Consider the following 24,002-nt stretch of genomic DNA (forward strand, 5'->3'; position numbering starts at 1 on the left):
TTGCGGGCCGGGGGTTCGTTCGTCACTCGTCGAGGAAGGAGCGCAGGTGCTCGCTTCGCGAGGGGTGGCGCAGCTTGCGCAGCGCCTTGGCTTCGATCTGGCGGATCCGCTCGCGGGTCACATCGAACTGCTTGCCGACTTCCTCGAGGGTGTGGTCGGTGTTCATGTCGATGCCGAAGCGCATGCGCAGCACCTTGGCTTCCCGGGCGGTGAGGCCGGCGAGCACTTCGCGGGTGGATTCCTTGAGGCTCTCGCTGGTCGCCATCTCGATCGGCGACTGCATGGTGGAGTCCTCGATGAAATCGCCCAGGTGCGAGTCTTCGTCGTCACCGATCGGGGTTTCCATGGAGATCGGCTCCTTGGCGATCTTCAGTACCTTGCGGATCTTGTCCTCAGGCATGTCCATGCGCTCGCCAAGCTCTTCCGGGGTGGGCTCGCGGCCCATTTCCTGGAGCATCTGGCGGGAGATGCGGTTGAGCTTGTTGATCGTCTCGATCATGTGCACCGGGATGCGGATGGTGCGTGCCTGGTCGGCGATCGAACGGGTGATCGCCTGGCGGATCCACCAGGTGGCGTAGGTGGAGAACTTGTAGCCGCGACGGTATTCGAACTTGTCCACCGCCTTCATCAGGCCGATGTTGCCTTCCTGGATCAGGTCGAGGAACTGCAGGCCGCGGTTGGTGTACTTCTTGGCGATGGAGATGACCAGGCGCAGGTTGGCCTCGACCATTTCCTTCTTCGCCCGGCGAGCCTTGGCTTCGCCGATCGACATCGCGCGGTTGATTTCCTTGATCTCGGCGACGGTCAGCTCGACTTCGCTTTCCAGGGCCGCCAGCTTCTGCTGGTTGCGCAGGATGTCGTCGCGCAGGCGCTCGATGGCCTCGGCGTACTTCGGCTTGCTCTTCAGAACGCTGTCGACCCACTTCTCGTCGGTCTCGTGGTTCGGGAACAGGCGCAGGAAGTCGGCTCGCGGCATGCGCGCGTCACGCACGCAGAGCTGCATGATGGCGCGTTCCTGGGCGCGAACGCCTTCCAGGGCGGAGCGCACGCGGGCGACCAGGGCGTCGAACTGCTTGGGCACCAGCTTGATCGGCATGAACAGCTCGGCCAGGCCGGTCAGCTCGGCGGTGGCCTGCTTGCTGCCGCGACCGTGCTTCTTCAGGGCCTTCTTGGCCTTGTCGAGCTGTTCGGAAACGGCGGTGAAACGCAGGCGGGCCTCTTCCGGGTCCGGACCGCCGTCACCTTCGTCGTCGCTATCGCTGTTGTCGTCGCTTTCCTCTTCCTCATCGTCCTTCTCTTTCGAGTCGGCGGAATCGTCCTTCAGGTTGACCGGCTCCACCTCTTCGGCGGGCAGGCTGCCATCATCGGGATCGATGTAGCCGCTGAGGACGTCGGACAGGCGTCCGCCCTCGGCGACGATGCGGTTGTAGTCGGCCAGGATGCTGTCCACCGTGCCCGGGAACTGGGCGATGGCGCTCATCACTTCGCGGATGCCTTCCTCGATGCGCTTGGCGATTTCGATCTCGCCTTCGCGGGTCAGCAGTTCCACGGTACCCATTTCGCGCATGTACATGCGCACCGGGTCGGTGGTGCGACCGATGTCGCTTTCCACCGCGGCCAGGGCCGCTGCGGCTTCTTCCGCTGCGGCTTCGTCGGTATCCGCCTCGGCCAGCAACAGGGCATCCGCATCCGGGGCTGTCTCGAATACGTTGATCCCCATGTCGTTGATCATGCGGATGATGTCTTCCACCTGTTCCGGATCGGAAATATCCTCCGGCAGGTGGTCGTTGACCTCCGCGTAAGTCAGGTAACCCTGCTCACGACCGCGGGCGATCAACTCTTTCAGACGAGATTGCTGTTGCGCTTTTCCGGACATAACACCCTATCCACTGAAGGTCTTGGCGGGCAAAAAATAAGCAGAGGATTATACCTGATGCCTGGGCTGAGGCGCCAGTTCAGCTCTGGGAAGGCGATGAAGCGGCAAGACTGTAGTGCTCTCTGAGCAAGGCTTTCTCTTCATCGGTCAATTCACTGTAGCTCTTCTGCATGACGCTGCGTAAACGCTCCTCCCGTTCGCCGAACCGCTGGCTCTCGGAGAGTTTAGTAATGGTGTCGAAGAACTGCTTTTCAAGGTTCTCCTGGACGATCAGCCATTCCTTCTCGCCCAGGGCTTGCAGCAGGCGGCCCTGGGGCGTGCCGTGCCAGCGCGCGATGAGCTGCATCGAGCTCTGCCGCGGGTTCTTCTGCAGGGCCTCGAGCAGCGACACCAGCAACTGGGCATAGGTGTCCTGCTCCCTGGCCAGCGTGCCCGCGTCGTCGACCTTCAAGGCCAACTGCGGATGGTGCAGCAGGGTGCGCAGGGCGTTGAGGGTGGTCGACTCGACGCTCACCGGGGTTCGCTGCGGCGCCTTGAAGTCGCCGCGGCCGCCCTTGTCCCATTTCTTCCGGCCATCCCATTTCTTGCCGTCCCAGGGCTTCCTGTCCTTGTTCCAGGCCTTGCGCGGCTGCGCGTCGGCGTAGCCCGGCGCGCTCTCGAACGGTGCGTGGGAGGGCTCGTTCTCGTAGTAGGCGCTGGCGGCGAAATAGTCGTCGCCGTCGAAGGCGCCAGTCGTCCCGTGATCCATGGCGGGCGGCGGGCTCTGCTGCGCCAGTTGCCCGATATTTTCGCCAGAGAGGCCGGTAATTTCCGACAGCTTCTGACGCATAAGCTGTCGGAGGTTGTTGCCGGGGATCTTTTCCAGCAACGGCGCGGCAAGGGTCGCCAGATGCGCCTTGCCCTCCAGCGTGGCGGGGTCGGCCTCCGCCATCAGTTGTTGGAAGAAGTACTCGGCCAGCGGTTGGGCCTGCTGGGTGATGCGCGCGCGGAAGGCGTCCTCGCCCTCGGCGCGTACCAGGCTGTCCGGGTCCTCGCCTTCGGGGAGGAACAGGAAGCGCACGCGCTTGCCGTCCTGCAGGTTCGGCAGTACCGATTCCAGCGCGCGCCAGGCGGCCTTGCGGCCGGCCTGGTCGCCGTCGAAGCAGAACAGGATGCTCGGCACCAGGCGGAACAGGCGCTTGATATGCTCCTCGCTGGTCGCCGTGCCGAGCGTCGCCACCGCGTTGCGGATGCCTTGCTGGGCCAGGGCGATGACGTCCATGTAGCCCTCGACCACCATGATCTCGTCGAGGTCGCGGTTCTTCTGCCGGGCCTCGTAGAGCCCGTAGAGCTCCTGGCCCTTGTGGAAGACCGGGGTCTCCGGAGAGTTCAGGTACTTCGGCTTGTCGTCGCCGAGCACCCGGCCGCCGAAAGCGATGATTCGCCCGCGGCTGTCGCGGATCGGGAACATCACGCGGTCGCGGAAGCGGTCGTAGCGCTTGCCGCTGTCGCTGTTCTCCACCAGCAGGCCGGCATCGAGCATGGCCTTGAGCTGCAGATTGTCGCCGCCCAGGTGCTTGAGCAGGTTGTCCCAGCCGGGCGGGGCGAAGCCGAGGCCGAAGTCGCGGGCGATTTCGCCGGTCAGGCCGCGGCCCTTCAGGTAGTTCACCGCGGCCTTGCGCGCGGGATGGCTTTTCAGAGCCTGCTTGTAGAATTCGGCGGCGGCGGCGAGCAGCGGGTAGAGCGGCGAGTCGCTCGGCTGGCGCGGCGTGTGTCCGCGTCCGCCACGCTCCTCGCGTGGCACGTCCATGCCGGCGCGTTTGGCCAGTTCCTCGACCGCCTGGGGAAACTCCAGCTGGTCGTGGTCCATGACGAAGCCGAGCGCGTTGCCGCCGGCGCCGCAGCCGAAGCAGTAGTAGAACTGCTTGTCCGGGCTGACCGTGAACGAGGGGGTCTTTTCCTTGTGGAACGGGCAGCAGGCGCTGTAGTTCTTGCCGGTCTTCTTCAGCTGGATGCGCGAACTCACCACCTCGACGATGTCGGTGCGGTTCAGCAGGTCGTCGATGAAGCTTTGCGGGATCAGGCCGGCCATGGTGTTCTCGAAAACGACGGCGCGTGGGCGCAGAGCGGCAGCATAGCAATTATCGCCGGGCCGATCAGGCCGGCGCAGTGGTTCAGGAGGAGAGGCGCGCCTTCAGGCGCTGGCTGACCTGCGCCATGTCGACCCGGCCCTGGACCTGCGGGCGCAGGAGGTTCATCGCCTTGCCCATGTCCTGCGGGCCCTGGGCGCCGCTGTCGACGATGCTGCGCTCGATCAGGGCGTCGATCTCGTGGTCGTCCAGCGGCTTGGGCATGAAGTCCTGGAGCACGAGGATCTCGGCGGCCTCGACCTCGGCGAGGTCCTGGCGGCCGGCATCGCTGAATTGGCGCTGGGCGTCGCGGCGCTGCTTGATCATCCGGTCGAGGATCAGCAGGGCGCGGGCGTCATCCACCTCGATGCGTTCGTCGACCTCGACGCGCTTGATGTCCGCTAGGGCCAAGCGCAACGTGGTCAGACGCGGCTTGTCCTGGGTGCGCATGGCGACCTTGACGGCGTCGAGAAGGCGGGACTTGATTTCGCTCATATCGGAAAGCCGAAAGCCCGGCCGGGGCCGGGCTGGGCATGATCACTGACGCGCAGGCGTCGGTGGATCAGTACAGGCGCTCGCGACGGCGCTGTTCGCGCTGTACTTTCTTCGCGTGGCGCTTCACTGCGGCAGCGGCCTTGCGCTTGCGCTCGGCAGTGGGCTTCTCGTAGAACTCGCGGCTGCGAACTTCAGCCAGTACACCTGCTTTTTCGCAGGAGCGCTTGAAACGACGCAGGGCTACGTCGAAGGGTTCGTTCTCTTTTACTTTGACGGCTGGCATCCAGGTCGTACCTTCACTGATTACCGGGGGTTGAACGTACTCCGGCAAGTGGGCGCGGATACGTCGGTTTTCAAGGGTTGCGGATATTAACGGTTCGGCCGGAGGAATGCAAAGCCTCCGATCGAAAAACACTGGTCTGGCGCAAAGCCGCCGATTATCATGCGCGGCTTCGTATTTGCCAAGCTCTAAGGCTCAAGCCCATGCGTGTGCTGGGACTGGAAACGTCCTGCGACGAAACCGGCGTCGCCCTTTACGACAGCGAACGCGGCCTGCTGGCCGACGCGCTGTTCAGTCAGATCGACCTCCATCGCGTCTACGGCGGCGTCGTGCCCGAGCTGGCCTCGCGCGACCACGTCAAGCGCATGCTGCCGCTGATCCGCCAGGTGCTCGACGAGTCCGGCTGCAAGCCGGCGGACATCGACGCGATCGCCTACACCGCCGGCCCAGGCCTGGTCGGCGCGCTGCTGGTGGGCGCCTCCTGCGCCCAGGCGATGGCGTTCGCCTGGGGCGTGCCGGCGGTCGGCGTGCATCACATGGAAGGCCATCTGCTGGCGCCGATGCTGGAGGAGCAGCCGCCGCGCTTCCCGTTCGTCGCCTTGCTGGTGTCCGGCGGCCACACCCAGCTGGTGCGGGTGGACGGCATCGGCCGCTACCAGTTGCTCGGCGAGTCGGTGGACGATGCCGCTGGCGAAGCCTTCGACAAGACCGCCAAGCTGATCGGCCTGGGTTACCCCGGCGGCCCCGAGATCGCCCGCCTGGCCGAGCGCGGCACGCCCGGCCGCTTCGTGTTCCCGCGGCCGATGACCGACCGGCCCGGCCTGGACTTCAGCTTCAGCGGGCTCAAGACCTTTTCCCTGAATACCTGGCAGCGCTGCGTGGAAGCCGGCGATGACAGCGAGCAGACTCGCTGCGATATCGCCCTGGCATTCCAGACCGCGGTGGTCGAGACCCTGGTGATCAAATGCCGGCGCGCATTGAAACAGACCGGCCTGAAGAACCTGGTGATCGCCGGCGGGGTCAGTGCCAACCAGGCGCTGCGCGGCGGCCTGGAGAAGATGCTCGGCGAGATGAAGGGGCAGGTGTTCTACGCCCGCCCGCGCTTCTGCACCGACAATGGCGCGATGATCGCCTATGCCGGCTGCCAGCGCCTGCTCGCCGGCCAGCACGACGGCCCGGCGATCGGCGTTCAGCCGCGCTGGCCGATGGAGTCGCTGCCGGCGGTCTGAGTGGCCGCCAGGTCGCAGCCAGGCAGGCGTCGGTGAAGCTCCTGGGTCAGACTGCGTGAAGTTTTTTCCTTTTATGGATTAGAAATGCCGTTCGCGCCCGGCGAACAGATCGCGTAAGTTGGCCCGGTGCCGCCAGACGATCAGCGCGGTGAGCACGGTCATCGGCAGCAACGCTCCGGGTTGTTGCCAGGCCAGCAGCGGGAGCGTCAGCGGAGTGGCGACCAGCGAGGCGAGCGAACTGGTGCGCGACAGCTTGAAGGTCAGCAGCCAGGCGGCTGCGGCCAGCAGCACGGCCGGCGGGTAGAGGCCGAGGAGCATGCCGGCGGCGGTGGCGACGCCCTTGCCGCCGCGGAAGTTGAAGTACAGCGGGTACAGGTGGCCGATCACGGCGGCGATGCCGACCCAGGCCTCCTCCATCACGCCGAGCCCCAGCCAGCGGGCGACCAGCACCGGCAACAGGCCTTTGCCGACGTCGCCGAGCAAGGTCAGGATGGCGAGTTTCTTCCCGGCGACGCGCAGCATGTTGGTCGCGCCGGGGTTGCCGGAGCCGCTGGCGCGCGGGTCCTGGGTGCCGAACCAGCGGCTGAGCAGGACGGCGAAGGAGAGGGAACCGAGCAGGTAGGCGAGGATCGCCAGTAGCCAGACCATGGATTCCACCGAGGACGAGGATGTCCTCGATTCTAACGGGGCGGCGCACGCTTGTCGTGGCATCCCTTGGAGCGGGTAGCGAAGTGGACAGAGTTTTTATCGAAGGCTTGGAGGTCGACACCGTCATCGGCGTGTACGACTGGGAGCGCGGCATCCGTCAGTGCCTGCGCCTGGACCTGACGCTGGGCTGGGACAACCGTCCGGCGGCCGCCGGCGACGACATCGCCCTGGCGCTGGACTACGCGGCGTTGTCCGAGCGGGTCCTGCAGTTCGCCCGGGAGTCGCATTTCCAACTGGTGGAAACCTTTGCCGAGCGCCTCGCCGAGGTGCTGATGGACGAGCGCGGCATTCCCTGGCTGCGCATCCGCGTCACCAAGCCCGGCGCGGTGCCGGCGGCCCGCGGGGTTGGCGTGGAGATCGAACGCGGATGTCGCTGATCCCGGTCTACCTCGGCCTCGGCAGCAATGTCGAGCGTGAGCGCCATCTGCATGCCGGCCTCGACGCGCTGGCCGGCTTCCTCCATGACCTGCGTTGCTCGCCGGTGTTCGAGAGCGAGCCGGTGGGGATCAGGAGCGGCCCGTTCTTCAACCTGGTGGTATCTGCCCGCACCGATCTGCCGCTGGCCGAACTGAGCCTGCGGCTCAAGCACATCGAGGCCGACAATGGCCGCTATGCGCCGGAGCGCAAGGGGCTGCCGCTGGATATCGACGTGCTGCTGTACGGCGACCTGGTCGGCGACTTCGATGGCCTGGTGCTGCCGCGCGCCGAAGTGCTGAAGAACGCCTTCGTGCTCTGGCCGCTGGCCGAGCTGGCGCCGGAACTGGAGCATCCGCTCGCGCGCCGGGCGTTCGGAGAGCTCTGGCGCGAGTCGCGGATCCCGCAGAAACTCTGGCCGGCGCCCTTCGAATGGCGGGGCCGGGCTCTTACCCCCGAGGCACTGCTTCAGGCCTTTCCGCGCTCTTCCTTGTAGGCCTTGAGCGCGGCGAGGCGCGCACGCTTCAGCGCCTCGCCCAATTCCGCGCCCTTCAAGCCCTTTTCCACCAGCGGTTTCACACTGACCGCCCGCGCGGCCTGCGCCGCGCCGAGCAGGTAGGCGGCCTGCGGGTAGTCCCGCTGCTCCAGGCCGTGGCGGCCGCGCGCGTCCATCTCGCTGGCGGCGACGAATTCCTCGAAGCGCTGCGGACGACGATAGACGTCGAAGCTCTGCAATAGCTCCAGCAGGGTGGTCGGCCGCAGCTCCAGGGCGCGATGGGCGTGGGTATGGTACTCGCCGACCAGACGCGCCAGCTCCTGGCAGTCGCGCGGAACCCTGAAGCGCCGGTTGATCGCATCGATCAGCGGCAGGCCGCGTGTTTCGTGGGCGATGTGGCGTGGCCAGTCGGCTTCCCGGGTGAGCCCCTTGCCCAGGTCGTGGAGCAGGCAGGCCCAGCGCACGGTCAGCGGCTGGTGGTGGCGGGCGCATTGCTGCAGGACCGACAGGACATGGACGCCGGTATCGATTTCCGGGTGGTGCGCCGCCGGCTGCGGCACGCCGAACAGCGCCTCGACTTCCGGCATCAGTTCGGCCAGCGCGCCGCAATCGTGCAGGACCTGGACGAAGACCTCGGGGTTGGGTTCCATCAGGGCGCGGGAAATTTCCTTCCAGCTGCGCTCCGGGGTCAGCGCCTGCAATTCCCCGGACCCGGCCAGCTGGCGCATCAGCGCCAGGGTCTCGGCGGCGACACGGAAGCCCAGGCCGGCGTAGCGCGCGGCGAAGCGGGCGACGCGCAGGACGCGCAAGGGATCTTCGGCGAATGCCGGGGACACGTGGCGCAGCAGGCGCGCCTCGAGGTCGGCCTGGCCGCCGTAGGGGTCGATCACCCGGCCCTGTTCGTCCTCGGCCATGGCGTTGATGGTCAGGTCGCGGCGGGTCAGGTCTTCTTCCAGGGTGACGTCGGGGCTGGCATGGAAGGTGAAGCCGCCGTAGCCGCGTCCGCTCTTGCGTTCGGTGCGCGCCAAGGCGTACTCCTCGCCGCTCTGCGGGTGGAGGAAGACCGGGAAGTCGGCGCCCACCGGGCGATAGCCGCGGGCGAGCATTTCCTCGCTGCTGGCGCCGACCACCACCCAGTCGATATCGGTGACCGGGCGGCCGAGAAGACGGTCGCGTACCGCGCCGCCGACCTTGTAAATCTGCATGGAAACCTCCGCGTGTTAGGCGGAAGTCTACCCCAGGGCGCTCTAGCGGGCGCGCGGAAGCTGCTGGAGCAGGGCGCCGACCGCTCGTTCGAGCTGTTCCGGATTGGCCCTCGCCGGGCTGAGACCGGTGCTGGCGGTGCCCTCCCAGAGAATGCGCTCTTCCAGGTCGACCAGGCGTACGCGCAGGGTGCCGGTTTCGTCGCGCAGGCGGTGGATCGCCAGGTAGGGCCCCATGCTGGACGTAGGCGGAAGGTCGGGGCGGAATTCCAGCGCTGCGTCGCGCAGCGCCAGCCAGTAGTAGACGCGGAACTGCGGGGTGGCGCTCTCGTGGTAGCCGTGGGCCGCCAGTCCCTGGCGCAGCTCTGCGTTGATCAGCGGATAGCGGCTGCGGTAGGGCAGGGCGTCGACCGCCCGCTCCGGCGGCATCAACTGGAAGCCTTGCAGGCCGGGCAGTTCGGCACTGGCCGGATGCGTCAGCCGGACGCCGGGAGGATGGTCGGCGCAGGCGCCGAGGGCAAGGCAGAGCAGGATGGTGGCGAACAGGCGCATGGCGGCTCCCTGGACGGCCGGCTTCTTGTTCTGGTGTGGGGCGGCCCCGACCGTGCCGGCATGCTGTCCGGCGGCCGGGGCGGGCGTCAACCGATCAAATGGGCGGGATGATCAGGTCCAGGCGCGGATAGCCTTCCTCGCCCTCGCTGACACCCTTGGGCGGCATGTGGTGGGTCTGGATCAGCTGGTCGCCCTGCAGGGTCTCCAGGTGGATGTCGAAGCCCCAAAGGCGATGCAGGTGCTTGAGCACGTCGGCGGTGGAGTCGCTCAGGGGCTGGCGGTCGAACTGCTGGTGACGCAGGGTCAGCGAGCGATCGCCGCGGCGGTCGACGTTCCAGATCTGGATGTTCGGCTCGCGGTTGCCGAGGTTGTACTGCGCCGCCAGGGTCTCGCGGATAGTGCGGTAGCCGGCCTCGTCGTGGATCGCGGCGACCAGCAGGTCATCCTTCTGGTCGTCGTCGAGGATGCTGAACAGCTTCAGGTCGCGGATCACCTTGGGCGAGAGGAACTGCAGGATGAAGCTCTCGTCCTTGAAGCTCTTCATGGCGAACTTGAGCGTGGCGAGCCAGTCGCTGCCGGCGATGTCCGGGAACCAGCGGCGGTCCTCCTCGGTGGGCTCCTCGCAGATGCGGCGGATGTCGCGGTACATGGCGAAGCCCAGGGCGTAGGGGTTGATGCCGCTGTAGTAGGGGCTGTCGAAGGATGGCTGGAAGACCACGCTGGTGTGGTACTGCAGGAACTCCATCATGAAGCCGTCGTTGACCAGGCCTTCGTCGTAGAGGTCGTTGAGCAGGGTGTAGTGCCAGAAGGTGGCCCAGCCTTCGTTCATCACCTGGGTCTGGCGCTGTGGATAGAAGTACTGGGCGATCTTGCGCACGATGCGGATCACCTCGCGCTGCCAGGGCTCCAGCAGCGGTGCGTTCTTCTCGATGAAGTAGAGGATGTTCTCCTGCGGTTCGCTCGGATAGCGCGCGGTGGATTGTTCCTTGTCCTTGCCGCCGGTGCGCGGGATGGTCCGCCAGAGGTCGTTGACCTGCCGCTGGATCAGTTCCTCGCGCTCCTTCTGTCGCTGCCGCTCTTCCTCGGCGGAGATCGGGTAGGGACGCTTGTAGCGGTCGACGCCGTAGTTCATCAGGGCGTGGCAGGAGTCGAGCAGGTCTTCCACCGCGTCGATCCCGTAGCGTTCCTCGCATTGCATGATGTACTGCTTGGCGAACACCAGGTAATCGATGATCGAGCTGGCGTCGGTCCAGGTGCGGAACAGGTAGTTGCCCTTGAAGAAACTGTTGTGCCCGTAGCAGGCGTGGGCGATCACCAGCGCCTGCATGCACTGGGTGTTTTCCTCCATCAGGTAGGCGATGCAGGGGTCGGAGTTGATCACGATCTCGTAGGCCAGGCCCATCTGGCCGCGCTTGTAGTTCTTTTCCGTGCTGAGGAAGTGCTTGCCGTAGGACCAGTGGTTGTAGCCGATCGGCATGCCCACCGAGGCGTAGGCGTCCATCATCTGCTCGGCGGTGATCACCTCGATCTGGTTCGGGTAGGTATCCAGTGCGTAACGCTCGGCGATCCGGCTGATTTCCCGGTCGTACTGCTGGATCAGCTCGAAGGTCCATTCCGAGCCGGTGGCGATGGGCTGGCGCTTGCTCATGCGACGAGCCTCCTCTGGAACAGCTCGCGGAACACCGGGTAGATATCCGACGCCGACACGATCTGCTGCTGGGCGAAGCTGTCTTCGAAGGCCTCGCGCACGCGCTCGTACTCGAACCACAGGGCCTGGTGTTCGCGCGGGGTGATCTCGACGTAGGTGTAGTACTGGACGAACGGCATGATCTGCTTGAGCAGGATGTCCCGGCACACCGGCGAGTCGTCGTTCCAGTTGTCGCCGTCCGAGGCCTGGGCGGCGTAGATGTTCCACTCATGGGTCGGATAACGCTCGGCCATGATCTCCTGCATCATCTTCAGCGCGCTGGAGACGATGGTGCCGCCGGTCTCGCGGGAGTAGAAGAACTCCTCCTCGTCGACCTCGCGGGCGCTGGTGTGGTGGCGGATGAACACCACCTCGATCTTCTCGTAGTTCCGCTTGAGGAACAGGTAGAGCAGGATGAAGAAGCGCTTGGCGATGTCCTTGGTCGCTTGGGTCATCGAGCCGGAAACGTCCATCAGGCAGAACATCACTGCCTTGGAGGTGGGGTTGGGCTGCTTGACCAGCAGGTTGTACTTGAGATCGAAGGTATCGAGGAACGGCACCCGGTCGATGCGCGCGCGGAGTTTGGCGATTTCCAGCTCGAGTTCCTGGATATCGCCGAGGTTGTCCGGCTCTTCGCGCCTGATCCGCTCCAGTTCCTTCAGCGCCGCGCGCAGCTTGGCCCGGCTGCCGCCGGACAGCGCGATGCGCCGCGCATGGGCCGAGCGCAGGGTGCGGACGATATTGATGCGCGACGGGTTGCCGTCGTTGCTGATGCCGGCGCGGATGGTCTTGAAGGTATCGGTGCCGGTGATGTGGCGCTTGACCAGGTTGGGCAGTTCCAGGTCCTCGAACATGAAATCGAGGAATTCCTCCTGGGTGATCTGAAAGACGAAGTCGTCCATCCCCTCGCCGCTGTTGCTGGCCTTGCCGCCGCCGCGACCGCCGCCGCCGCCGGAGGGGCGGGCGATGTGTTCGCCGGCGGTGAATTCCTTGTTGCCCGGATGGACCACCGTCTGCCGCCCGCCGCGGCCATGGTGCAGCACCGGTTCGTCGATATCGCGCCCGGGAATGCTGATCTGCTCGCCGTGCTCCATGTCGGTGATGGAGCGTCGGCTGACGGCCTCCTCGACGGCCTTCTTGATATGCTCACGGTAGCGCCTCAGGAAGCGCTGGCGGTTCACCGTGCTCTTGTTCTTGCCGTTCAGACGCCGGTCGATGACGTAGCTCATGAATGCTCCTCAGGGCCTGTGGCGCCCCGCCGGAGCGGAGGCGCCGAGGTCCGAATGCGACGGCGACCGGTACGGCCGAAACGACCGTACCGATGGCAGACTACTGCGACTTGCGAACCCGCAGGTACCATTCCGACAGCAGGCGGACCTGCTTCTCGGTGTAGCCGCGCTCGACCATGCGTTTGACGAAGTCGTTGTGCTTCTGCTGGTCCTCCTTGCTGGCCTTGGCGTTGAAGCTGATGACCGGCAGCAGGTCTTCGGTGTTGGAGAACATCTTCTTCTCGATCACCACGCGCAGCTTCTCGTAGGACAGCCAGCTCGGGTTCTTGCCGTTGTTGCCGGCGCGGGCGCGCAGCACGAAGTTGACGATCTCGTTGCGGAAATCCTTCGGGTTGCTGATGCCGGCCGGTTTCTCGATCTTCTCCAGTTCCTCGTTGAGGGCGGCGCGGTTGAGAATCTCGCCGGTTTCCGGGTCGCGGTATTCCTGGTCCTGGATCCAGAAGTCGGCGTACAGCACGTAGCGGTCGAAGATGTTCTGACCGTATTCGCTGTAGGACTCCAGGTAGGCCGTCTGGATTTCCTTGCCGATGAACTCGACGTAGCGCGGCGCCAGGTATTCCTTGATGAAGCGCAGGTAGCGCTCGCGGGTTTCCGGCTGGAACTGTTCCTGCTCGATCTGTTGTTCGAGGACGTAGAGCAGGTGCACCGGGTTGGCGGCTACCTCGTGCGGGTCGAAGTTGAATACCTTGGAGAGGATCTTGAAGGCGAAGCGGGTGGAAAGCCCGGCCATGCCTTCGTCGACCCCGGCCGAGTCGCGGTATTCCTGGATCGACTTGGCCTTGGGATCGGTATCTTTCAGGTTTTCCCCGTCATATACCCGCATCTTGGAGTAGATGTTCGAGTTTTCCGGCTCTTTCAGTCGCGACAGGACGGAGAACTGCGAGAGCATCTTCAGGGTGTCCGGCGCACAGTGGGCGTGGGCCAGCGAGCTGTTGATCAGCAGCTTGTCGTAGATCTTGATCTCATCGGCGACGCGCAGGCAGTACGGCACCTTGACGATGTAGATGCGGTCGATGAACGCCTCGTTGTTCTTGTTGTTGCGGAAGCTGTGCCATTCCGACTCGTTGGAGTGAGCCAGGATGATGCCGCTGTAGGGCAGGGCGCCGAGGCCTTCGGTGCTGTTGTAGTTGCCTTCCTGGGTGGCGGTCAGCAGCGGGTGCAGGACCTTGATCGGGGCCTTGAACATCTCGACGAATTCCATCAGGCCCTGGTTGGCCCGGCAGAGCGCGCCGGAATAGCTGTAGGCGTCGGCGTCGTTCTGCGGGAATTCCTCCAGCTTGCGGATATCCACCTTGCCGACCAGTGCGGAGATGTCCTGGTTGTTCTCGTCGCCCGGTTCGGTCTTGGCGATGGCGATCTGGTTGAGGATCGAGGGGTACAGCTTGACCACGCGGAACTGGCTGATGTCGCCGCCGAACTCGTTGAGACGCTTGGTCGCCCAGGGCGACATGATTGAGCGCAGGTAGCGTCTTGGGATGCCGTAGTCCTCCTCGAGGATGGCGCCGTCTTCGTCCGGGTTGAACAGCCCCAGCGGCGATTCGAAGACCGGCGAGCCCTTGATCGCGTAGAAGGGCACCTTCTCCATGAGTTGCTTGAGTTTTTCCGCCAGGGAGGATTTACCGCCGCCGACCGGGCCGAGCAGGTAAAGGATCTGCTTCTTCTCTTCCAGGCCCTGGGCCGCATGGCGGAAGAACGCGACGATCTGGTCGATGCATTCCTCCATGCCATGGAAGTCGGCGAACGCGGGGTAGCGACGTATCACCTTGTTGGAGAAGATCCGCGACAGCCTGGAGTCCACCGAGGTGTCCAGCAGCTCCGGTTCGCCGATCGCCATCAGCAGGCGCTCGGCGGCGGAGGCGTAGGCTGTCTTGTCTTGCTTGCAGAGATCGAGATATTCCTGGAGGGAATACTCCTCTTGGCGGGTCGCTTCGAAGCGTTCCTGGAAGTGACTGAAAATGCTCATGACGTCTCCTCGCTCGATGCAATGAGCCGGCGCGGGATCGGTCGTGCGGGTGCGGGAGGGCCGCCAGCCAGGCCGGCGAGAATCCCCCAGACTCCGACGCTGCACGGTGCTTCCCTTTTCCGCCAGCGCTCCTAACGGTCACAGCCGATGGCCCGGAAGCCGGTGTGCCGGCTCTCCCCTGTTTTGGATGGCCTGAGGAAAAGAATAGTTCGTTCTGGGCGGAGTAAAGGAAGAAAGGCGAGAGAAGTTACAGTTTTTTTGGGGCAGCCCGCGGGGTGGCCTACTCCGCCTCGCCGGTGCTGGTATCCGCGGGATAGACGCTGCGCCACAGCTCGAAGCCGCCGTCGAGGCTGTAGACGTCGCTGAAGCCCTGCTGGATGAAATAGGCGGCGGCGCTCTGGCTGGAGTTGCCGTGGTAGCAGACCACCACCAGCGGCGCATCGAGGTCGGCGGCGGCGATGAAATCCACCACCGAGTGGTTGTCGATGTGCTGCGAGCCGCTGATATGGCCAAGGGCGTAGCTCTGCGGGTCGCGGATATCGACCACCTGGGCGCCGTTTTCGCGGAGTTGACGAGCCTGTTCGGGGGCGATGCGCTGGAAGGTGTCGCTCATGACGGGATACCTGTGTGCAGGGCGTCCGGCGGACGCCGTGGGTTCATGCCGGTGGGCCGGCGGGCTTGGCCGAGGCCTGCTGTCCGGCGCAGTCGCAGCTCAGGCGTTCGCCGCTGTCTACGTTCAGCAGGGTCATCTTCGCGCCCCAGACGCAGCCGGTATCCAGGGCGAACAGCCCGGGCTCGTCGCACTGGCCTTCGAGGGCCGCCCAGTGGCCGAAGATGATCTTCTCGCCGCGGGTCTTGCGCGAGGCGAAGCTGAACCAGGGGGCGTAGCCGGGCGGCGCGGTGTCGAGGCCTTCCTTGCTCTTCAGGTCGAGCCGGCCGTCTTCGGTGCAGAAGCGCATGCGCGTGAAATAGTTGGTGATCACCCGCAGGCGCTCGATGCCATGCAGCTTCTTGTCCCATTTGGCCGGTTCGTTGCCGTACATGCCTTCGAGAAACAGCGGCAGGCGCTGGTCGTCGCGCAGCGCCTCCTCGACCTCGGCGGCGCGCAGGCGGGCTTTTTCCAGGCTCCACTGCGGCGGGATGCCGGCGTGCACCAGGGTGACCTGGCGTTGTTCGTCGTAGTGCAGCAACGGCAGGCGTCGCAGCCAGTCGAGAAGTGCTTCGCGATCGGGCGCCTCGAGGATTTCCCGCAGCGTATCGGACTTCTTCAGGCGCTCGGACCTGTGCGCCACCGCCAGCAGGTGCAGGTCGTGGTTGCCCAGCACGCTGACCACCGCCTCGCGCATGGCATAGAGGAAACGCAGGGTCTCCAGCGACTGCGGCCCGCGATTGACCAGGTCGCCGACCAGCCACAGGCGGTCCTTGGCCGGGTCGAAGGCGACACGTTCGAGCAGGCATTTCAGGGGTTCCAGGCAACCCTGCAGGTCGCCGACCGCATAGACCGTCATCAGTGCAGCGCTCCCGGCACGGCCAGGCGGAACACCGGGATCGCGGCGTCGAAGGCGACACCGTCGCTGCCGAGCATCTGGTAGCTGCCGCGCATGCTGCCGACCCGGGTCGCCAGCACCGTGCCGCTGGTGTAGGTGTGACGCGCGCCGGGGGCGATCAGCGGTTGCTCGCCGACCACGCCGGCGCCGCGGACTTCCTGGGTGCGGCCGTCGCCGTCGGTGATGATCCAGTGGCGCGACAGCAGCTGGGCCGGTACCTCGCCCCGGTTCTCGATGGTCACCGTGTAGGCGAAGGCGAAACGGTTCTGTTCCGGCGCGGACTGCTCGGGTAGATAGCGGGTGTCGACCCGGACGTTGACCTGATGCTGGGTGTCGCTCATACGGCTTGCCTGATTCCTGTCGGGTGTCCCTTCAGACTAACGATTGCCTTGCAGCTCGGCCAGCCGGTTGGCCAGGCGGACGAACGCGGCCAGGTCGAGCTGCTCCGGGCGCAGGGTCGGATCGACCGCGGCGGCTTCGATGTCTTCGACGCTCAACAGGGGCTTGAGGGTGTTGCGCAGGGTCTTGCGCCGCTGGTTGAAGGCCTCGCGGACCACCCGCTCGAGCAGTTTCGGATCGCGTGCCGGATGCGGCGGCTCGGCGAAGGGGGTGAGGCGGACGATCGCCGAATCGACCTTGGGCGGCGGGTTGAACGCACCAGGGCCGACGTTGAACAGGTGTTCCACCCGGCAATGGTACTGGACCATGATCGACAGCCGGCCCCAGTCGCCGCCGCCCGGGGTGGCGGCCAGGCGCTCGACCACTTCCTTCTGCAGCATGAAGTGCATGTCCTCGATCACCGGCGCGTGCTCGAGCAGGTGGAAGATCAGCGGCGTGGAGATGTTGTAGGGCAGGTTGCCGACCACTCGCAGCTTCTCGTCGCTCTCCACCAGCGAGGCGAAATCGAACTTGAGCGCGTCGCCCTGGTGCAGGCTGAAACGCGGCTCGAGGCCGAATTTCAGCTTCAACAGGGGTATCAGGTCCTGGTCCAGCTCGATTACATCCAGGCGCGCGCCGCTGCCCAGCAGGCCTTCGGTCAGGGCACCCTGGCCGGGGCCGATCTCCAGCAGGCGCTGCCCTTCGCGGGCGTGGATGGCACGGAGGATGCGGTGGATCACCCCGGCATCGTGCAGGAAGTTCTGGCCGAAGCGCTTGCGCGCGCGGTGTTGGTAAAGCTCGGACATCGGGAACGGTTCCAGGCTGCGGGCCCCAGGCCAAGGCGGGAGGCGCGGATGCGAAAGGGCGCCATTTTAGCAGCGATGCGCCGGGCCGGCAGGGCTAAACGATGGCCGACCGGCCTCAGGAGCGGCTGACGGCCATCTGGTAGGCGGTTTCCAGGGCGACCTGCAGGCTGCCGCTGTCGATGCGACCGCTGCCGGCGAGGTCGAGGGCGGTGCCGTGATCGACCGAGGTACGGATGATCGGCAGGCCCAGGGTCACGTTGACTGCGGCGCCGAAGCCCTTGTACTTGAGCACCGGCAGGCCCTGGTCGTGGTACATCGCCAGCACCGCGTCGCAGTGCTCCAGGTGCTTGGGGGTGAACAGGGTGTCGGCCGGCAGCGGGCCGACCAGGTCGAGACCTTCGTCGCGCAGGCGTTCGAGGCAGGGCTCGATCACCTCGATCTCTTCCCGGCCCAGATGGCCGCCTTCGCCGGCGTGCGGGTTGAGGCCGCAGACCAGGATGCGCGGGCGGGCGATGCCGAACTTGTCGTGCAGGTCGGCGTGCAGGATGCGAGCGACCCGCTCCAGACGCTCGGTGGTGATAGCGTCGGCGACCTCGCGCAGCGGCAGGTGGGTGGTCGCCAGGGCCACGCGCAGACCGCGGGTGGCCAGCATCATCACCACCTGGCGGGTGTGGGTGAGGTCGGCGAGGAACTCCGTATGCCCGGAGAAGGGAATCCCGGCTTCGTTGATCACGCCCTTGTGCACCGGGGCGGTGATCATCCCGGCGAAGTGACCGTCGAGGCAGCCCTGGCCTGCGCGGGTCAGGGTCTCCAGGACGTAGGCGGCGTTGGCCGGGGTCAGCTGGCCGGGGCGTGCTGGCGCGGCCAGCGGCGTATCCCAGACATAGAGTTGGCCGGCCTTGGCCGGCGCGCCGGGCCAGGCGGCGGGGGAGGCGTCGAGCAAGTCGATCGCCAGGCCGAGTTGGCCGGCGCGCTCCTGCAGGAGCGCGCGGCTGGCGATGGCGATCAGAGGGTGGGGCTGGGCGGAGCGGGCGAGCAGCAGGCACAGGTCGGGACCGATGCCGGCCGGCTCGCCGGGAGTCAGCGCGAAGCGCAGGCTCACTGCTTGATTTCCACGTAGGCCTCGTCGCGGATCTGCCGCAGCCAGGCTTGCAGTTCCTCGTCGTACTTGCGGTTGCGCAGCACGCTCACCGCCTGCTGTTCGCGGAACTTCTCGCTGCTGTCGGTGGCGCGACGGCCGAGGACCTGCAGGATGTGCCAGCCGAACTGCGATCGGAACGGCTTGGACAGCTCGCCCTGCGGGGTATCGTTCATCACCTGGCGGAACTCGGGTACCAGGGCTTCCGGATCGATCCAGTTCAGGTCGCCGCCGTTGAGCGCGGAGCCCGGATCCTCGGAGAAGCTCTTCGCCAGTTCGCCGAAGTCCTCTCCGGACTGGATGCGTTCGTAGAGCTTCTGCGCCAGCTTCTCGGTCTCGGCGTCGCTACGAATCTCGCTGGGCTTGAGCAGGATATGGCGGACATGCACCTCGTCGCGGACCATCTTGCTGCCGCCGCGCTTCTCTTCCAGCTTGAGGATGATGAAGCCGCCCGGGGTGCGGACCGGCTCGGTGACGTCGCCGACGGCCAGCGAGCCGATCATGCTGTCGAAGGGCTGCGGCAACTGGGCGGCCTTGCGCCAGCCGATCTCGCCGCCTTCCAGGGCGTTGTCGCCGGCCGAGCGGGAAATCGCCAGTTGGCCGAAGTCGGCGCCCTGCTTGAGTTGCTGATAGAGCTCCTGGGCCTGGCGCGCGGCGGCCTGGATCACGTCGGAGGACGCGGCTTCGGGCACCGGGATCAGGATATTGGCCAGGCGGTACTCTTCGGAAAGCTGGATCTTGCCCATGTCAGAGGCGAGGAAGTTCTTCACTTCCTGCTCGCTGACCTGGATGCGTTCGGCTACCCGGCGCTGGCGCACGCGACTGATCACCATCTCGCGGCGAACCTGGTCGCGGGCATCGGCGTAGGAAAGGCCGTCGCGAGTCAGCGCAGCCTGGAACTGCTCCAGGCTCATGCCGTTGCGCTGGGCGATGGTGGCCATCGCCTGGTTCAGCTCTTCGTCGCTGATGCGGATGCCGGAACGGTCGCCGATCTGCTGCTGGATGTTCTCGATGATCAGGCGCTCCAGCACCTGTTGGGTCAGCACGTGCTCGGGCGGCAGCGGCGCGCCGCGCTTGAGCAGCGTCTGGTGCACTTCACGCAGGCGCTGGTCGAGCTGGCTCTGCATGATCACATCGTTGTCGACGATGGCGACGACCCGGTCCAGTGGTACCACTTCGGCATGCGCGAAGGAGCAAAGGAGTGCTGCGCCCAATGCAAGGGGGCGCAGCCGGTTACATAGCTTGATCTTCACGTTGACGATAACCTTGGATGCCTTTGTCGAGGAACATTTCCGTCTTGTTGCCCACGATGCCACCGAGGCCCTTCAGGACGATCTGCAGGAAGATGCCGCGGTCGGCCTTCTCGCTCTGCACGAGGAAGGCATCGTCGTCCACGTCCAGCCAGTAGCGGTTGATCAGGCGCAGTTTCCAGCAGCAGCTGTCGTATTCGAAACCGCCGAAGGCCTCGAGTGTGCGGTTCTTGTTGTAGTCGTACTGCCAGCGGGCGAGCACGGACCACTGCGGCACCAACGGCCAGATGACCGAGAAGTCGTGCTGCTTGATGATGTCGTCTTCGCGGCCGTACATGAAGCGCCCTGTCGAACTGTTGAAGCGACGGGTGTCTTCGCGATAGCGATAACCCGCATTGACAATCTTGTTTGGGTTCGCCTCTGGTTGATAATGGAACATTGCGCTACCCGATTCGGTACGCTTGGTGCTGGGGTTCCAGTTGAAGTCGGAAGTAACGTTCCAATCACGATTGAAGCGATACAAGCCGGCCAGCGCATATGGTGAGCGCCAACTGTCGTTGTCAGGCTCCTTGATATCCATATTTGGATTTTCTTGTTTTAAGCGAGCTAAATCTTTTTCTGTCAGGCCGGGCAATTGTACACGTCTGTCGCGGAAGTAATAAATTTGGCCGGCACTCAAAGTTGCTCGCTCGAAGCCATTAGGCTCGATGAAGCGGCTAGTTACACCCAGCGAAAGCTGATTGGCGTCACCAACACGATCTCGCCCAGCGAAGCGGTTTTCTCGCCACAAATAGTCATAACTGAAGGTATGTTCGCTGGTGTCAAAAACAGGAATGTTGTCCTGGTCTTTATAAGGAACATAGAGGTACATAGCCCTTGGTTCCAATGTTTGCCGGAACTTCGTTCCAGCAAAGGCTACGTCTCGATCAAAGTACAACCCGCCGTCAACTTTTACCAGAGGCAGTGAGCGATCCTGGCTACTGTTGAACTTTTCATCGTAAACCTTGAGGCTAGTCTTGCCCTTGCTATCTAGGTCGAGGTCGTACTTAGTGTAAAGATACTTCAGCGACGGAGTCAGATAGCCCCAGCTGCGTGTCATCGGCAAGCTCATGCTTGGCTCGAGGTGAATGCGATCGCCAGTCGAGCGGGCTAAGCCTTGAAGCGAAGCATCTGGGCGAAAACCCCGCACGGTGCCATCATCGTTAAAGTAGACATTTTCGTCTAGGTCACGATCAAAGCGGACAAACTCAGTACTGTAATTAAGTTTTAGACCGCCTGGACTGTAGGGTAGAAAACCGTCAAACGTAATTTGAGGAAGGCGATCATATGGGGTTACATCGGTTGTAGTCGCCAGTTGATAGGATTGAGCATTCAATCGGCCCGTGAAAGTATCGCCGCGGTAGGTCAAGGTTCCCCGCTGATTGAGATAGGTAGTGCTACCTACACCTAAATCACTATCCAGATCTTGGAAATAGTAAGGATCGCTGATGCGTGTGTAGTCGACCTCGGCCAGCCAGCGCGAATCGAGGCCGGTGGTGTTCTTGATACCGTACAGCCAGCGGTCCTTGCTGTAGTCCGGGAAGTTCTCGCGATGGTCGTCCTTGTCGTTCAGGTAGGCGGCGTTCAGGGTGCCTTCGCTGCTGTGGGTCAGGTAGCGGAACTCGCCTTCCAGCATCATGCCGCGCTTGGCCATGTAGCGCGGGTACAACGTGGCGTCGTAGTTCGGCGCCAAGTTGAAGTAGTACGGGGTGACCAGGGTGAAACCGGTATCGCTGGTGCTGCCGAAGCTTGGCGGCAGGAAGCCGGACTGGCGGCGATTGTCGATCGGGAAGTAGATGTACGGGGTGTAGAACACCGGGAAATCTTTGACCCGCAAGGTCGCGTTGGTCGCGGTGCCGAAGCCGGTGGCCGGGTTCAGCTTGACGTTGTTGCCCTTCAGGGTCCAAGCGTTGCTGCTCGGTTCGCAGCGGGTGTAGGTGCCATCCTTGAGCATGATGATGGCGTTCTCGCTGCGCTTGGCATACAGCGCGCTGCCGCGGGCATGGGCCTTGTGGATCACGTATTCGGCGTTGTCGACCTGGGCTTCGCCGTTGTCCAGCTGGACCTGGGCGTGGTCGCCCACCACCAGCATGCCCTTGTCGCGCAGCTTGACGTTGCCGATCAGTTCGCCGCGGTTTTCCAGCTGGTGCAGGTTGGCCTCGTCGCCCTCCACCTGCATGCTGCCCTGGCGCAGGACCACGTCGCCGGCGAGGGTGGCGATCTGCTTGTCCTGCTCGTAGCGCGAGGCCTTGGCCGAAACATAGGTCGGGCTCTCGTCGTTCGGCGCGCCATCGTTCATGCCCGGACGGACCGGTTCGATGTAGGAACCGCCGCAATAGGGGCCGATTTCCGCCAACTGGGCGGCGGTCAGCTTCTCCCGCGGAATCCAGTCGAGGTGCGAGTAGTCGGCGCTGCGCGACTTCAGGGCGCGGCCGCCGGACTCGGTGACCAGGCGCTGGGCCGGTTCGGCCTCGACCGTTTCGCCGCCGCCGGATACGCTGCCGCCCGCTGCGGCGGTGCTGACCGAAGTCGCGGTATGCGCGGGGCGGGGCGGCAGGTTGGCATTGGCGTTCTGCAGCGGGGAGCAATCCCAGCCGCCGGTGGCCGATACCTTGCAGTCGAACTGATCGGCGGCCTGTACAGTCAATGCTGCGACCGGCTGCAGAGCCAGCAGGCTGCCGGTGACCAGCAGGGGAAACTTTCTTCGAAACACGAGGGATTTCACTGCCATCTTGTTAATCCGGGCTTCCTGCGCGCCATCGGCCCGGTGGGCCGCACGCCTCTCGATGGGCTGAAAAAGATGCTGGATAATAAAGCATGACCTGCGCAACGGCTAGGGCCGTGGAGAACCCTGTAAATGTCTGATGATGCCCGTTTCCAGCAGCTGAATCGCTGGTTGGACTCTTGTTTGCCCGAGTTGTTCGTTGCCGAAGGTTGGGGGGAAGTGCCTCCCGCCGAACTGATTCCAGCCAGTAGCGACGCCAGCTTCCGCCGCTATTTCCGTTGGCAGGGGGGAGATCGCAGCCTGGTGGTGATGGATGCGCCGCCACCCCAGGAAGACTGCCGACCCTTCGTCAAGGTCGCCGGCCTGCTCGCCGGCGCCGGCGTGCATGTGCCGAGGATTCTCGCCCAGGACCTGGACAACGGTTTCCTCCTGCTCAGCGACCTTGGCCGTCAGACCTACCTCGACGTCCTGCATCCCGGCAACGCCGACGAATTGTTCGAACCGGCCCTGGATGCGCTGATCGCCTTCCAGAAGGTCGATGTCGCCGGCGTCCTGCCGCCCTACGACGAAGCGGTGCTGCGCCGCGAACTGCAACTGTTCCCCGACTGGTACCTGGCCCGCCACCTGGGCGTGGAACTGGAAGGCGAAGCCCTGGCGCGCTGGCGGCGCATCTGCGACCTGCTGGTGCGCAGCGCGCTGGAGCAGCCGCGGGTGTTCGTCCATCGCGACTATATGCCGCGCAACCTGATGCTCAGCGAGCCGAACCCGGGCGTCCTCGACTTCCAGGACGCCCTGCACGGCCCGGTCACCTATGACGTCACCTGCCTGTACAAGGACGCTTTCGTCAGTTGGCCGGAGCCGCGCGTGCACGCCGCGCTCAACCGCTACTGGAAGAAGGCGGTCTGGGCCGGCATCCCGCTGCCGCCGAGCTTCGAGGACTTCCTTCGCGCCAGCGACCTGATGGGTGTGCAGCGGCACCTGAAGGTAATTGGCATCTTCGCCCGTATCTGTCACCGCGACGGCAAACCGCGCTACCTGGGCGACGTGCCACGCTTCTTCCGCTACCTGGAAACCGCCGTGGCGCGGCGTCCCGAACTGGCCGAACTGGGCGAACTGCTGGCCTCGCTGCCGCAGGGGGCCGAGGCATGAAGGCGATGGTCCTGGCGGCCGGGCGTGGCGAGCGCATGCGGCCGACCACCCTGCATACGCCCAAGCCGCTGATCAAGGCTGCCGGCGTGCCGCTGATCGAGCGCCAGCTGCTGGCGCTGCGCCAGGCCGGGATCGATGACTGGGTGATCAACCATGCCTGGCTCGGCGAGCAGATCGAGGCCTACCTCGGCGACGGCTCGCGCCTGGGCGGGCGGATCGCCTATTCCGCCGAAGGCGAGCCGCTGGAAACCGGTGGCGGGATCTTCCGCGCTCTTCCGCTGCTCGGCGAGCAGCCCTTCCTCCTGCTCAACGGCGATGTCTGGAGCGACTTCGACTACACCCGCCTGCGCCTGGCCGACGGCGACCTGGCGCATCTGGTGCTGGTCGACAACCCGGCGCACCACCCCGCCGGCGACTTTCACCTGGACGCCGCCGGCCGGGTGGGCGAAGCCCGCGACGCGGGCGGCAACCTGACCTACAGCGGCATCGCCGTGCTGCACCCGGCGCTGTTCGACGGCTGCGCGCCGGGCGCCTTCAAGCTGGCGCCGTTGCTGCGCAAGGCGATCGCCGCGGGGCGGGTAAGCGGCGAGCACCATCGCGGGCATTGGGTCGACGTCGGTACCCACGAACGCCTGGCAGACGTCGAGCGATTGCTGGCGGAGCACGCCTGA

Annotated in this window: 22 protein-coding genes; 5 read left to right on the plus strand and 17 right to left on the minus strand. The window is 65.0% G+C overall.

Going from position 1 to position 24,002, the window contains the following annotated elements:
• Nucleotides 1-22 precede the first annotated feature (22 nt).
• The 4 genes from rpoD to rpsU all read right to left on the minus strand — a co-directional run bounded on the left by rpoD (nt 23) and on the right by rpsU (nt 4,762).
• Nucleotides 23-1,876: an RNA polymerase sigma factor RpoD gene (rpoD, locus tag B7D75_RS02905; protein WP_012074163.1), complete on the minus strand. Its 1,854-nt coding sequence runs from the start codon at nt 1,874-1,876 to the stop codon at nt 23-25.
• A 79-nt stretch (nt 1,877-1,955) separates the two neighbouring features.
• Complete coding sequence (gene dnaG, locus B7D75_RS02910) at nt 1,956-3,947, minus strand: DNA primase (RefSeq protein WP_012074165.1); 1,992 nt, start codon at nt 3,945-3,947, stop codon at nt 1,956-1,958.
• 82 nt (nt 3,948-4,029) lie between these two features.
• Nucleotides 4,030-4,479, minus strand: coding sequence for a GatB/YqeY domain-containing protein (locus B7D75_RS02915; protein WP_034035056.1), 450 nt, complete (start codon nt 4,477-4,479; stop codon nt 4,030-4,032).
• A gap of 67 nt (nt 4,480-4,546) precedes the next feature.
• On the minus strand, nt 4,547-4,762 hold the full coding sequence (rpsU, locus tag B7D75_RS02920; RefSeq protein WP_003085057.1) for a 30S ribosomal protein S21: 216 nt from the start codon (nt 4,760-4,762) through the stop codon (nt 4,547-4,549).
• Nucleotides 4,763-4,962: 200 nt separating this feature from the next.
• Here rpsU and tsaD point away from each other — a divergent pair, with 200 nt between their 5' ends.
• Complete coding sequence (gene tsaD, locus B7D75_RS02925; RefSeq protein WP_034079688.1) at nt 4,963-5,988, plus strand: tRNA (adenosine(37)-N6)-threonylcarbamoyltransferase complex transferase subunit TsaD; 1,026 nt, start codon at nt 4,963-4,965, stop codon at nt 5,986-5,988.
• 78 nt (nt 5,989-6,066) lie between these two features.
• Here the strand turns inward: tsaD and plsY are convergent, their stop codons facing one another.
• A complete protein-coding gene (plsY, locus tag B7D75_RS02930) occupies nt 6,067-6,636 on the minus strand; it encodes a glycerol-3-phosphate 1-O-acyltransferase PlsY (RefSeq protein WP_012074167.1) in 570 nt (189 codons plus the stop codon).
• 83 nt (nt 6,637-6,719) lie between these two features.
• Here plsY and folB point away from each other — a divergent pair, with 83 nt between their 5' ends.
• Both folB and folK read left to right on the plus strand, forming a co-directional pair.
• A complete protein-coding gene (folB, locus tag B7D75_RS02935) occupies nt 6,720-7,073 on the plus strand; it encodes a dihydroneopterin aldolase (RefSeq protein WP_003149641.1) in 354 nt (117 codons plus the stop codon).
• Nucleotides 7,064-7,606 carry a 2-amino-4-hydroxy-6-hydroxymethyldihydropteridine diphosphokinase gene (gene folK / locus B7D75_RS02940; RefSeq protein WP_003149639.1) on the plus strand — a complete coding sequence of 181 codons (543 nt, stop codon included), beginning with the start codon at nt 7,064-7,066 and terminating at the stop codon, nt 7,604-7,606. Before folB ends, folK begins: the two co-directional genes overlap by 10 nt.
• Here folK and B7D75_RS02945 read toward each other — a convergent pair.
• The 12 genes from B7D75_RS02945 to lptD all read right to left on the minus strand — a co-directional run bounded on the left by B7D75_RS02945 (nt 7,579) and on the right by lptD (nt 22,188).
• Complete coding sequence (locus B7D75_RS02945) at nt 7,579-8,811, minus strand: multifunctional CCA addition/repair protein (RefSeq protein ID WP_012074168.1); 1,233 nt, start codon at nt 8,809-8,811, stop codon at nt 7,579-7,581. The genes folK and B7D75_RS02945 overlap by 28 nt on opposite strands.
• A 42-nt stretch (nt 8,812-8,853) precedes the next feature.
• Nucleotides 8,854-9,360 (minus strand): DUF4136 domain-containing protein, encoded by a 507-nt coding sequence (locus B7D75_RS02950; RefSeq protein ID WP_012074169.1) that lies wholly within the window; start codon nt 9,358-9,360, stop codon nt 8,854-8,856.
• A 94-nt stretch (nt 9,361-9,454) separates the two neighbouring features.
• Nucleotides 9,455-11,008, minus strand: coding sequence for a SpoVR family protein (locus B7D75_RS02955; RefSeq protein ID WP_012074170.1), 1,554 nt, complete (start codon nt 11,006-11,008; stop codon nt 9,455-9,457).
• A complete protein-coding gene (locus B7D75_RS02960; RefSeq protein WP_012074171.1) occupies nt 11,005-12,276 on the minus strand; it encodes a YeaH/YhbH family protein in 1,272 nt (423 codons plus the stop codon). Before B7D75_RS02960 ends, B7D75_RS02955 begins: the two co-directional genes overlap by 4 nt.
• Nucleotides 12,277-12,376: 100 nt before the next feature.
• On the minus strand, nt 12,377-14,299 hold the full coding sequence (locus B7D75_RS02965) for a PrkA family serine protein kinase (RefSeq protein ID WP_034079690.1): 1,923 nt from the start codon (nt 14,297-14,299) through the stop codon (nt 12,377-12,379).
• A 280-nt stretch (nt 14,300-14,579) separates the two neighbouring features.
• A complete protein-coding gene (glpE, locus tag B7D75_RS02970; RefSeq protein WP_043098919.1) occupies nt 14,580-14,912 on the minus strand; it encodes a thiosulfate sulfurtransferase GlpE in 333 nt (110 codons plus the stop codon).
• Between the two features lie 43 nt (nt 14,913-14,955).
• Nucleotides 14,956-15,807 carry a symmetrical bis(5'-nucleosyl)-tetraphosphatase gene (locus B7D75_RS02975; protein WP_012074174.1) on the minus strand — a complete coding sequence of 284 codons (852 nt, stop codon included), beginning with the start codon at nt 15,805-15,807 and terminating at the stop codon, nt 14,956-14,958.
• Nucleotides 15,807-16,187 (minus strand): Co2+/Mg2+ efflux protein ApaG, encoded by a 381-nt coding sequence (gene apaG / locus B7D75_RS02980; RefSeq protein ID WP_043098917.1) that lies wholly within the window; start codon nt 16,185-16,187, stop codon nt 15,807-15,809. The genes B7D75_RS02975 and apaG overlap by 1 nt, the downstream gene beginning before the upstream one ends.
• A gap of 36 nt (nt 16,188-16,223) precedes the next feature.
• On the minus strand, nt 16,224-17,030 hold the full coding sequence (gene rsmA, locus B7D75_RS02985) for a 16S rRNA (adenine(1518)-N(6)/adenine(1519)-N(6))-dimethyltransferase RsmA (RefSeq protein ID WP_012074176.1): 807 nt from the start codon (nt 17,028-17,030) through the stop codon (nt 16,224-16,226).
• A gap of 115 nt (nt 17,031-17,145) precedes the next feature.
• The gene (gene pdxA, locus B7D75_RS02990) at nt 17,146-18,132 is read right to left on the minus strand and encodes a 4-hydroxythreonine-4-phosphate dehydrogenase PdxA (protein WP_107113728.1); all 987 of its coding nucleotides are present in this window, start codon (nt 18,130-18,132) and stop codon (nt 17,146-17,148) included.
• Nucleotides 18,129-19,421, minus strand: a complete 1,293-nt coding sequence (locus tag B7D75_RS02995; protein WP_034079691.1) for a peptidylprolyl isomerase — start codon at nt 19,419-19,421, stop codon at nt 18,129-18,131. The genes pdxA and B7D75_RS02995 overlap by 4 nt, the downstream gene beginning before the upstream one ends.
• Nucleotides 19,402-22,188 carry an LPS-assembly protein LptD gene (lptD, locus tag B7D75_RS03000; RefSeq protein ID WP_107113729.1) on the minus strand — a complete coding sequence of 929 codons (2,787 nt, stop codon included), beginning with the start codon at nt 22,186-22,188 and terminating at the stop codon, nt 19,402-19,404. The genes B7D75_RS02995 and lptD overlap by 20 nt, the downstream gene beginning before the upstream one ends.
• A 126-nt stretch (nt 22,189-22,314) precedes the next feature.
• On the opposite strand from lptD, the gene B7D75_RS03005 reads away from it, so the two are divergent.
• Nucleotides 22,315-23,331 carry an aminoglycoside phosphotransferase family protein gene (locus B7D75_RS03005; protein WP_034079693.1) on the plus strand — a complete coding sequence of 339 codons (1,017 nt, stop codon included), beginning with the start codon at nt 22,315-22,317 and terminating at the stop codon, nt 23,329-23,331.
• Complete coding sequence (murU, locus tag B7D75_RS03010; RefSeq protein WP_107113730.1) at nt 23,328-24,002, plus strand: N-acetylmuramate alpha-1-phosphate uridylyltransferase MurU; 675 nt, start codon at nt 23,328-23,330, stop codon at nt 24,000-24,002. Before B7D75_RS03005 ends, murU begins: the two co-directional genes overlap by 4 nt.

It is taken from the genome of Pseudomonas paraeruginosa, from assembly GCF_003025345.2.
GTDB lineage: Bacteria > Pseudomonadota > Gammaproteobacteria > Pseudomonadales > Pseudomonadaceae > Pseudomonas > Pseudomonas paraeruginosa.

What these genes read in the sequence shown, in the direction of transcription:
- rpoD (WP_012074163.1), bottom strand. Translation starts at nt 1,876, where the DNA reads ATGTCCGGAAAAGCGCAACAGCAATCTCGTCTGAAAGAGTTGATCGCC.
- dnaG (WP_012074165.1), bottom strand. Translation starts at nt 3,947, where the DNA reads ATGGCCGGCCTGATCCCGCAAAGCTTCATCGACGACCTGCTGAACCGC.
- B7D75_RS02915 (WP_034035056.1), bottom strand. Translation starts at nt 4,479, where the DNA reads ATGAGCGAAATCAAGTCCCGCCTTCTCGACGCCGTCAAGGTCGCCATG.
- rpsU (WP_003085057.1), bottom strand. Translation starts at nt 4,762, where the DNA reads ATGCCAGCCGTCAAAGTAAAAGAGAACGAACCCTTCGACGTAGCCCTG.
- tsaD (WP_034079688.1), top strand. Translation starts at nt 4,963, where the DNA reads ATGCGTGTGCTGGGACTGGAAACGTCCTGCGACGAAACCGGCGTCGCC.
- plsY (WP_012074167.1), bottom strand. Translation starts at nt 6,636, where the DNA reads ATGGTCTGGCTACTGGCGATCCTCGCCTACCTGCTCGGTTCCCTCTCC.
- folK (WP_003149639.1), top strand. Translation starts at nt 7,064, where the DNA reads ATGTCGCTGATCCCGGTCTACCTCGGCCTCGGCAGCAATGTCGAGCGT.
- B7D75_RS02945 (WP_012074168.1), bottom strand. Translation starts at nt 8,811, where the DNA reads ATGCAGATTTACAAGGTCGGCGGCGCGGTACGCGACCGTCTTCTCGGC.
- B7D75_RS02950 (WP_012074169.1), bottom strand. Translation starts at nt 9,360, where the DNA reads ATGCGCCTGTTCGCCACCATCCTGCTCTGCCTTGCCCTCGGCGCCTGC.
- B7D75_RS02955 (WP_012074170.1), bottom strand. Translation starts at nt 11,008, where the DNA reads ATGAGCAAGCGCCAGCCCATCGCCACCGGCTCGGAATGGACCTTCGAG.
- B7D75_RS02960 (WP_012074171.1), bottom strand. Translation starts at nt 12,276, where the DNA reads ATGAGCTACGTCATCGACCGGCGTCTGAACGGCAAGAACAAGAGCACG.
- B7D75_RS02965 (WP_034079690.1), bottom strand. Translation starts at nt 14,299, where the DNA reads ATGAGCATTTTCAGTCACTTCCAGGAACGCTTCGAAGCGACCCGCCAA.
- glpE (WP_043098919.1), bottom strand. Translation starts at nt 14,912, where the DNA reads ATGAGCGACACCTTCCAGCGCATCGCCCCCGAACAGGCTCGTCAACTC.
- B7D75_RS02975 (WP_012074174.1), bottom strand. Translation starts at nt 15,807, where the DNA reads ATGACGGTCTATGCGGTCGGCGACCTGCAGGGTTGCCTGGAACCCCTG.
- apaG (WP_043098917.1), bottom strand. Translation starts at nt 16,187, where the DNA reads ATGAGCGACACCCAGCATCAGGTCAACGTCCGGGTCGACACCCGCTAT.
- rsmA (WP_012074176.1), bottom strand. Translation starts at nt 17,030, where the DNA reads ATGTCCGAGCTTTACCAACACCGCGCGCGCAAGCGCTTCGGCCAGAAC.
- lptD (WP_107113729.1), bottom strand. Translation starts at nt 22,188, where the DNA reads ATGGCAGTGAAATCCCTCGTGTTTCGAAGAAAGTTTCCCCTGCTGGTC.
- B7D75_RS03005 (WP_034079693.1), top strand. Translation starts at nt 22,315, where the DNA reads ATGTCTGATGATGCCCGTTTCCAGCAGCTGAATCGCTGGTTGGACTCT.
- murU (WP_107113730.1), top strand. Translation starts at nt 23,328, where the DNA reads ATGAAGGCGATGGTCCTGGCGGCCGGGCGTGGCGAGCGCATGCGGCCG.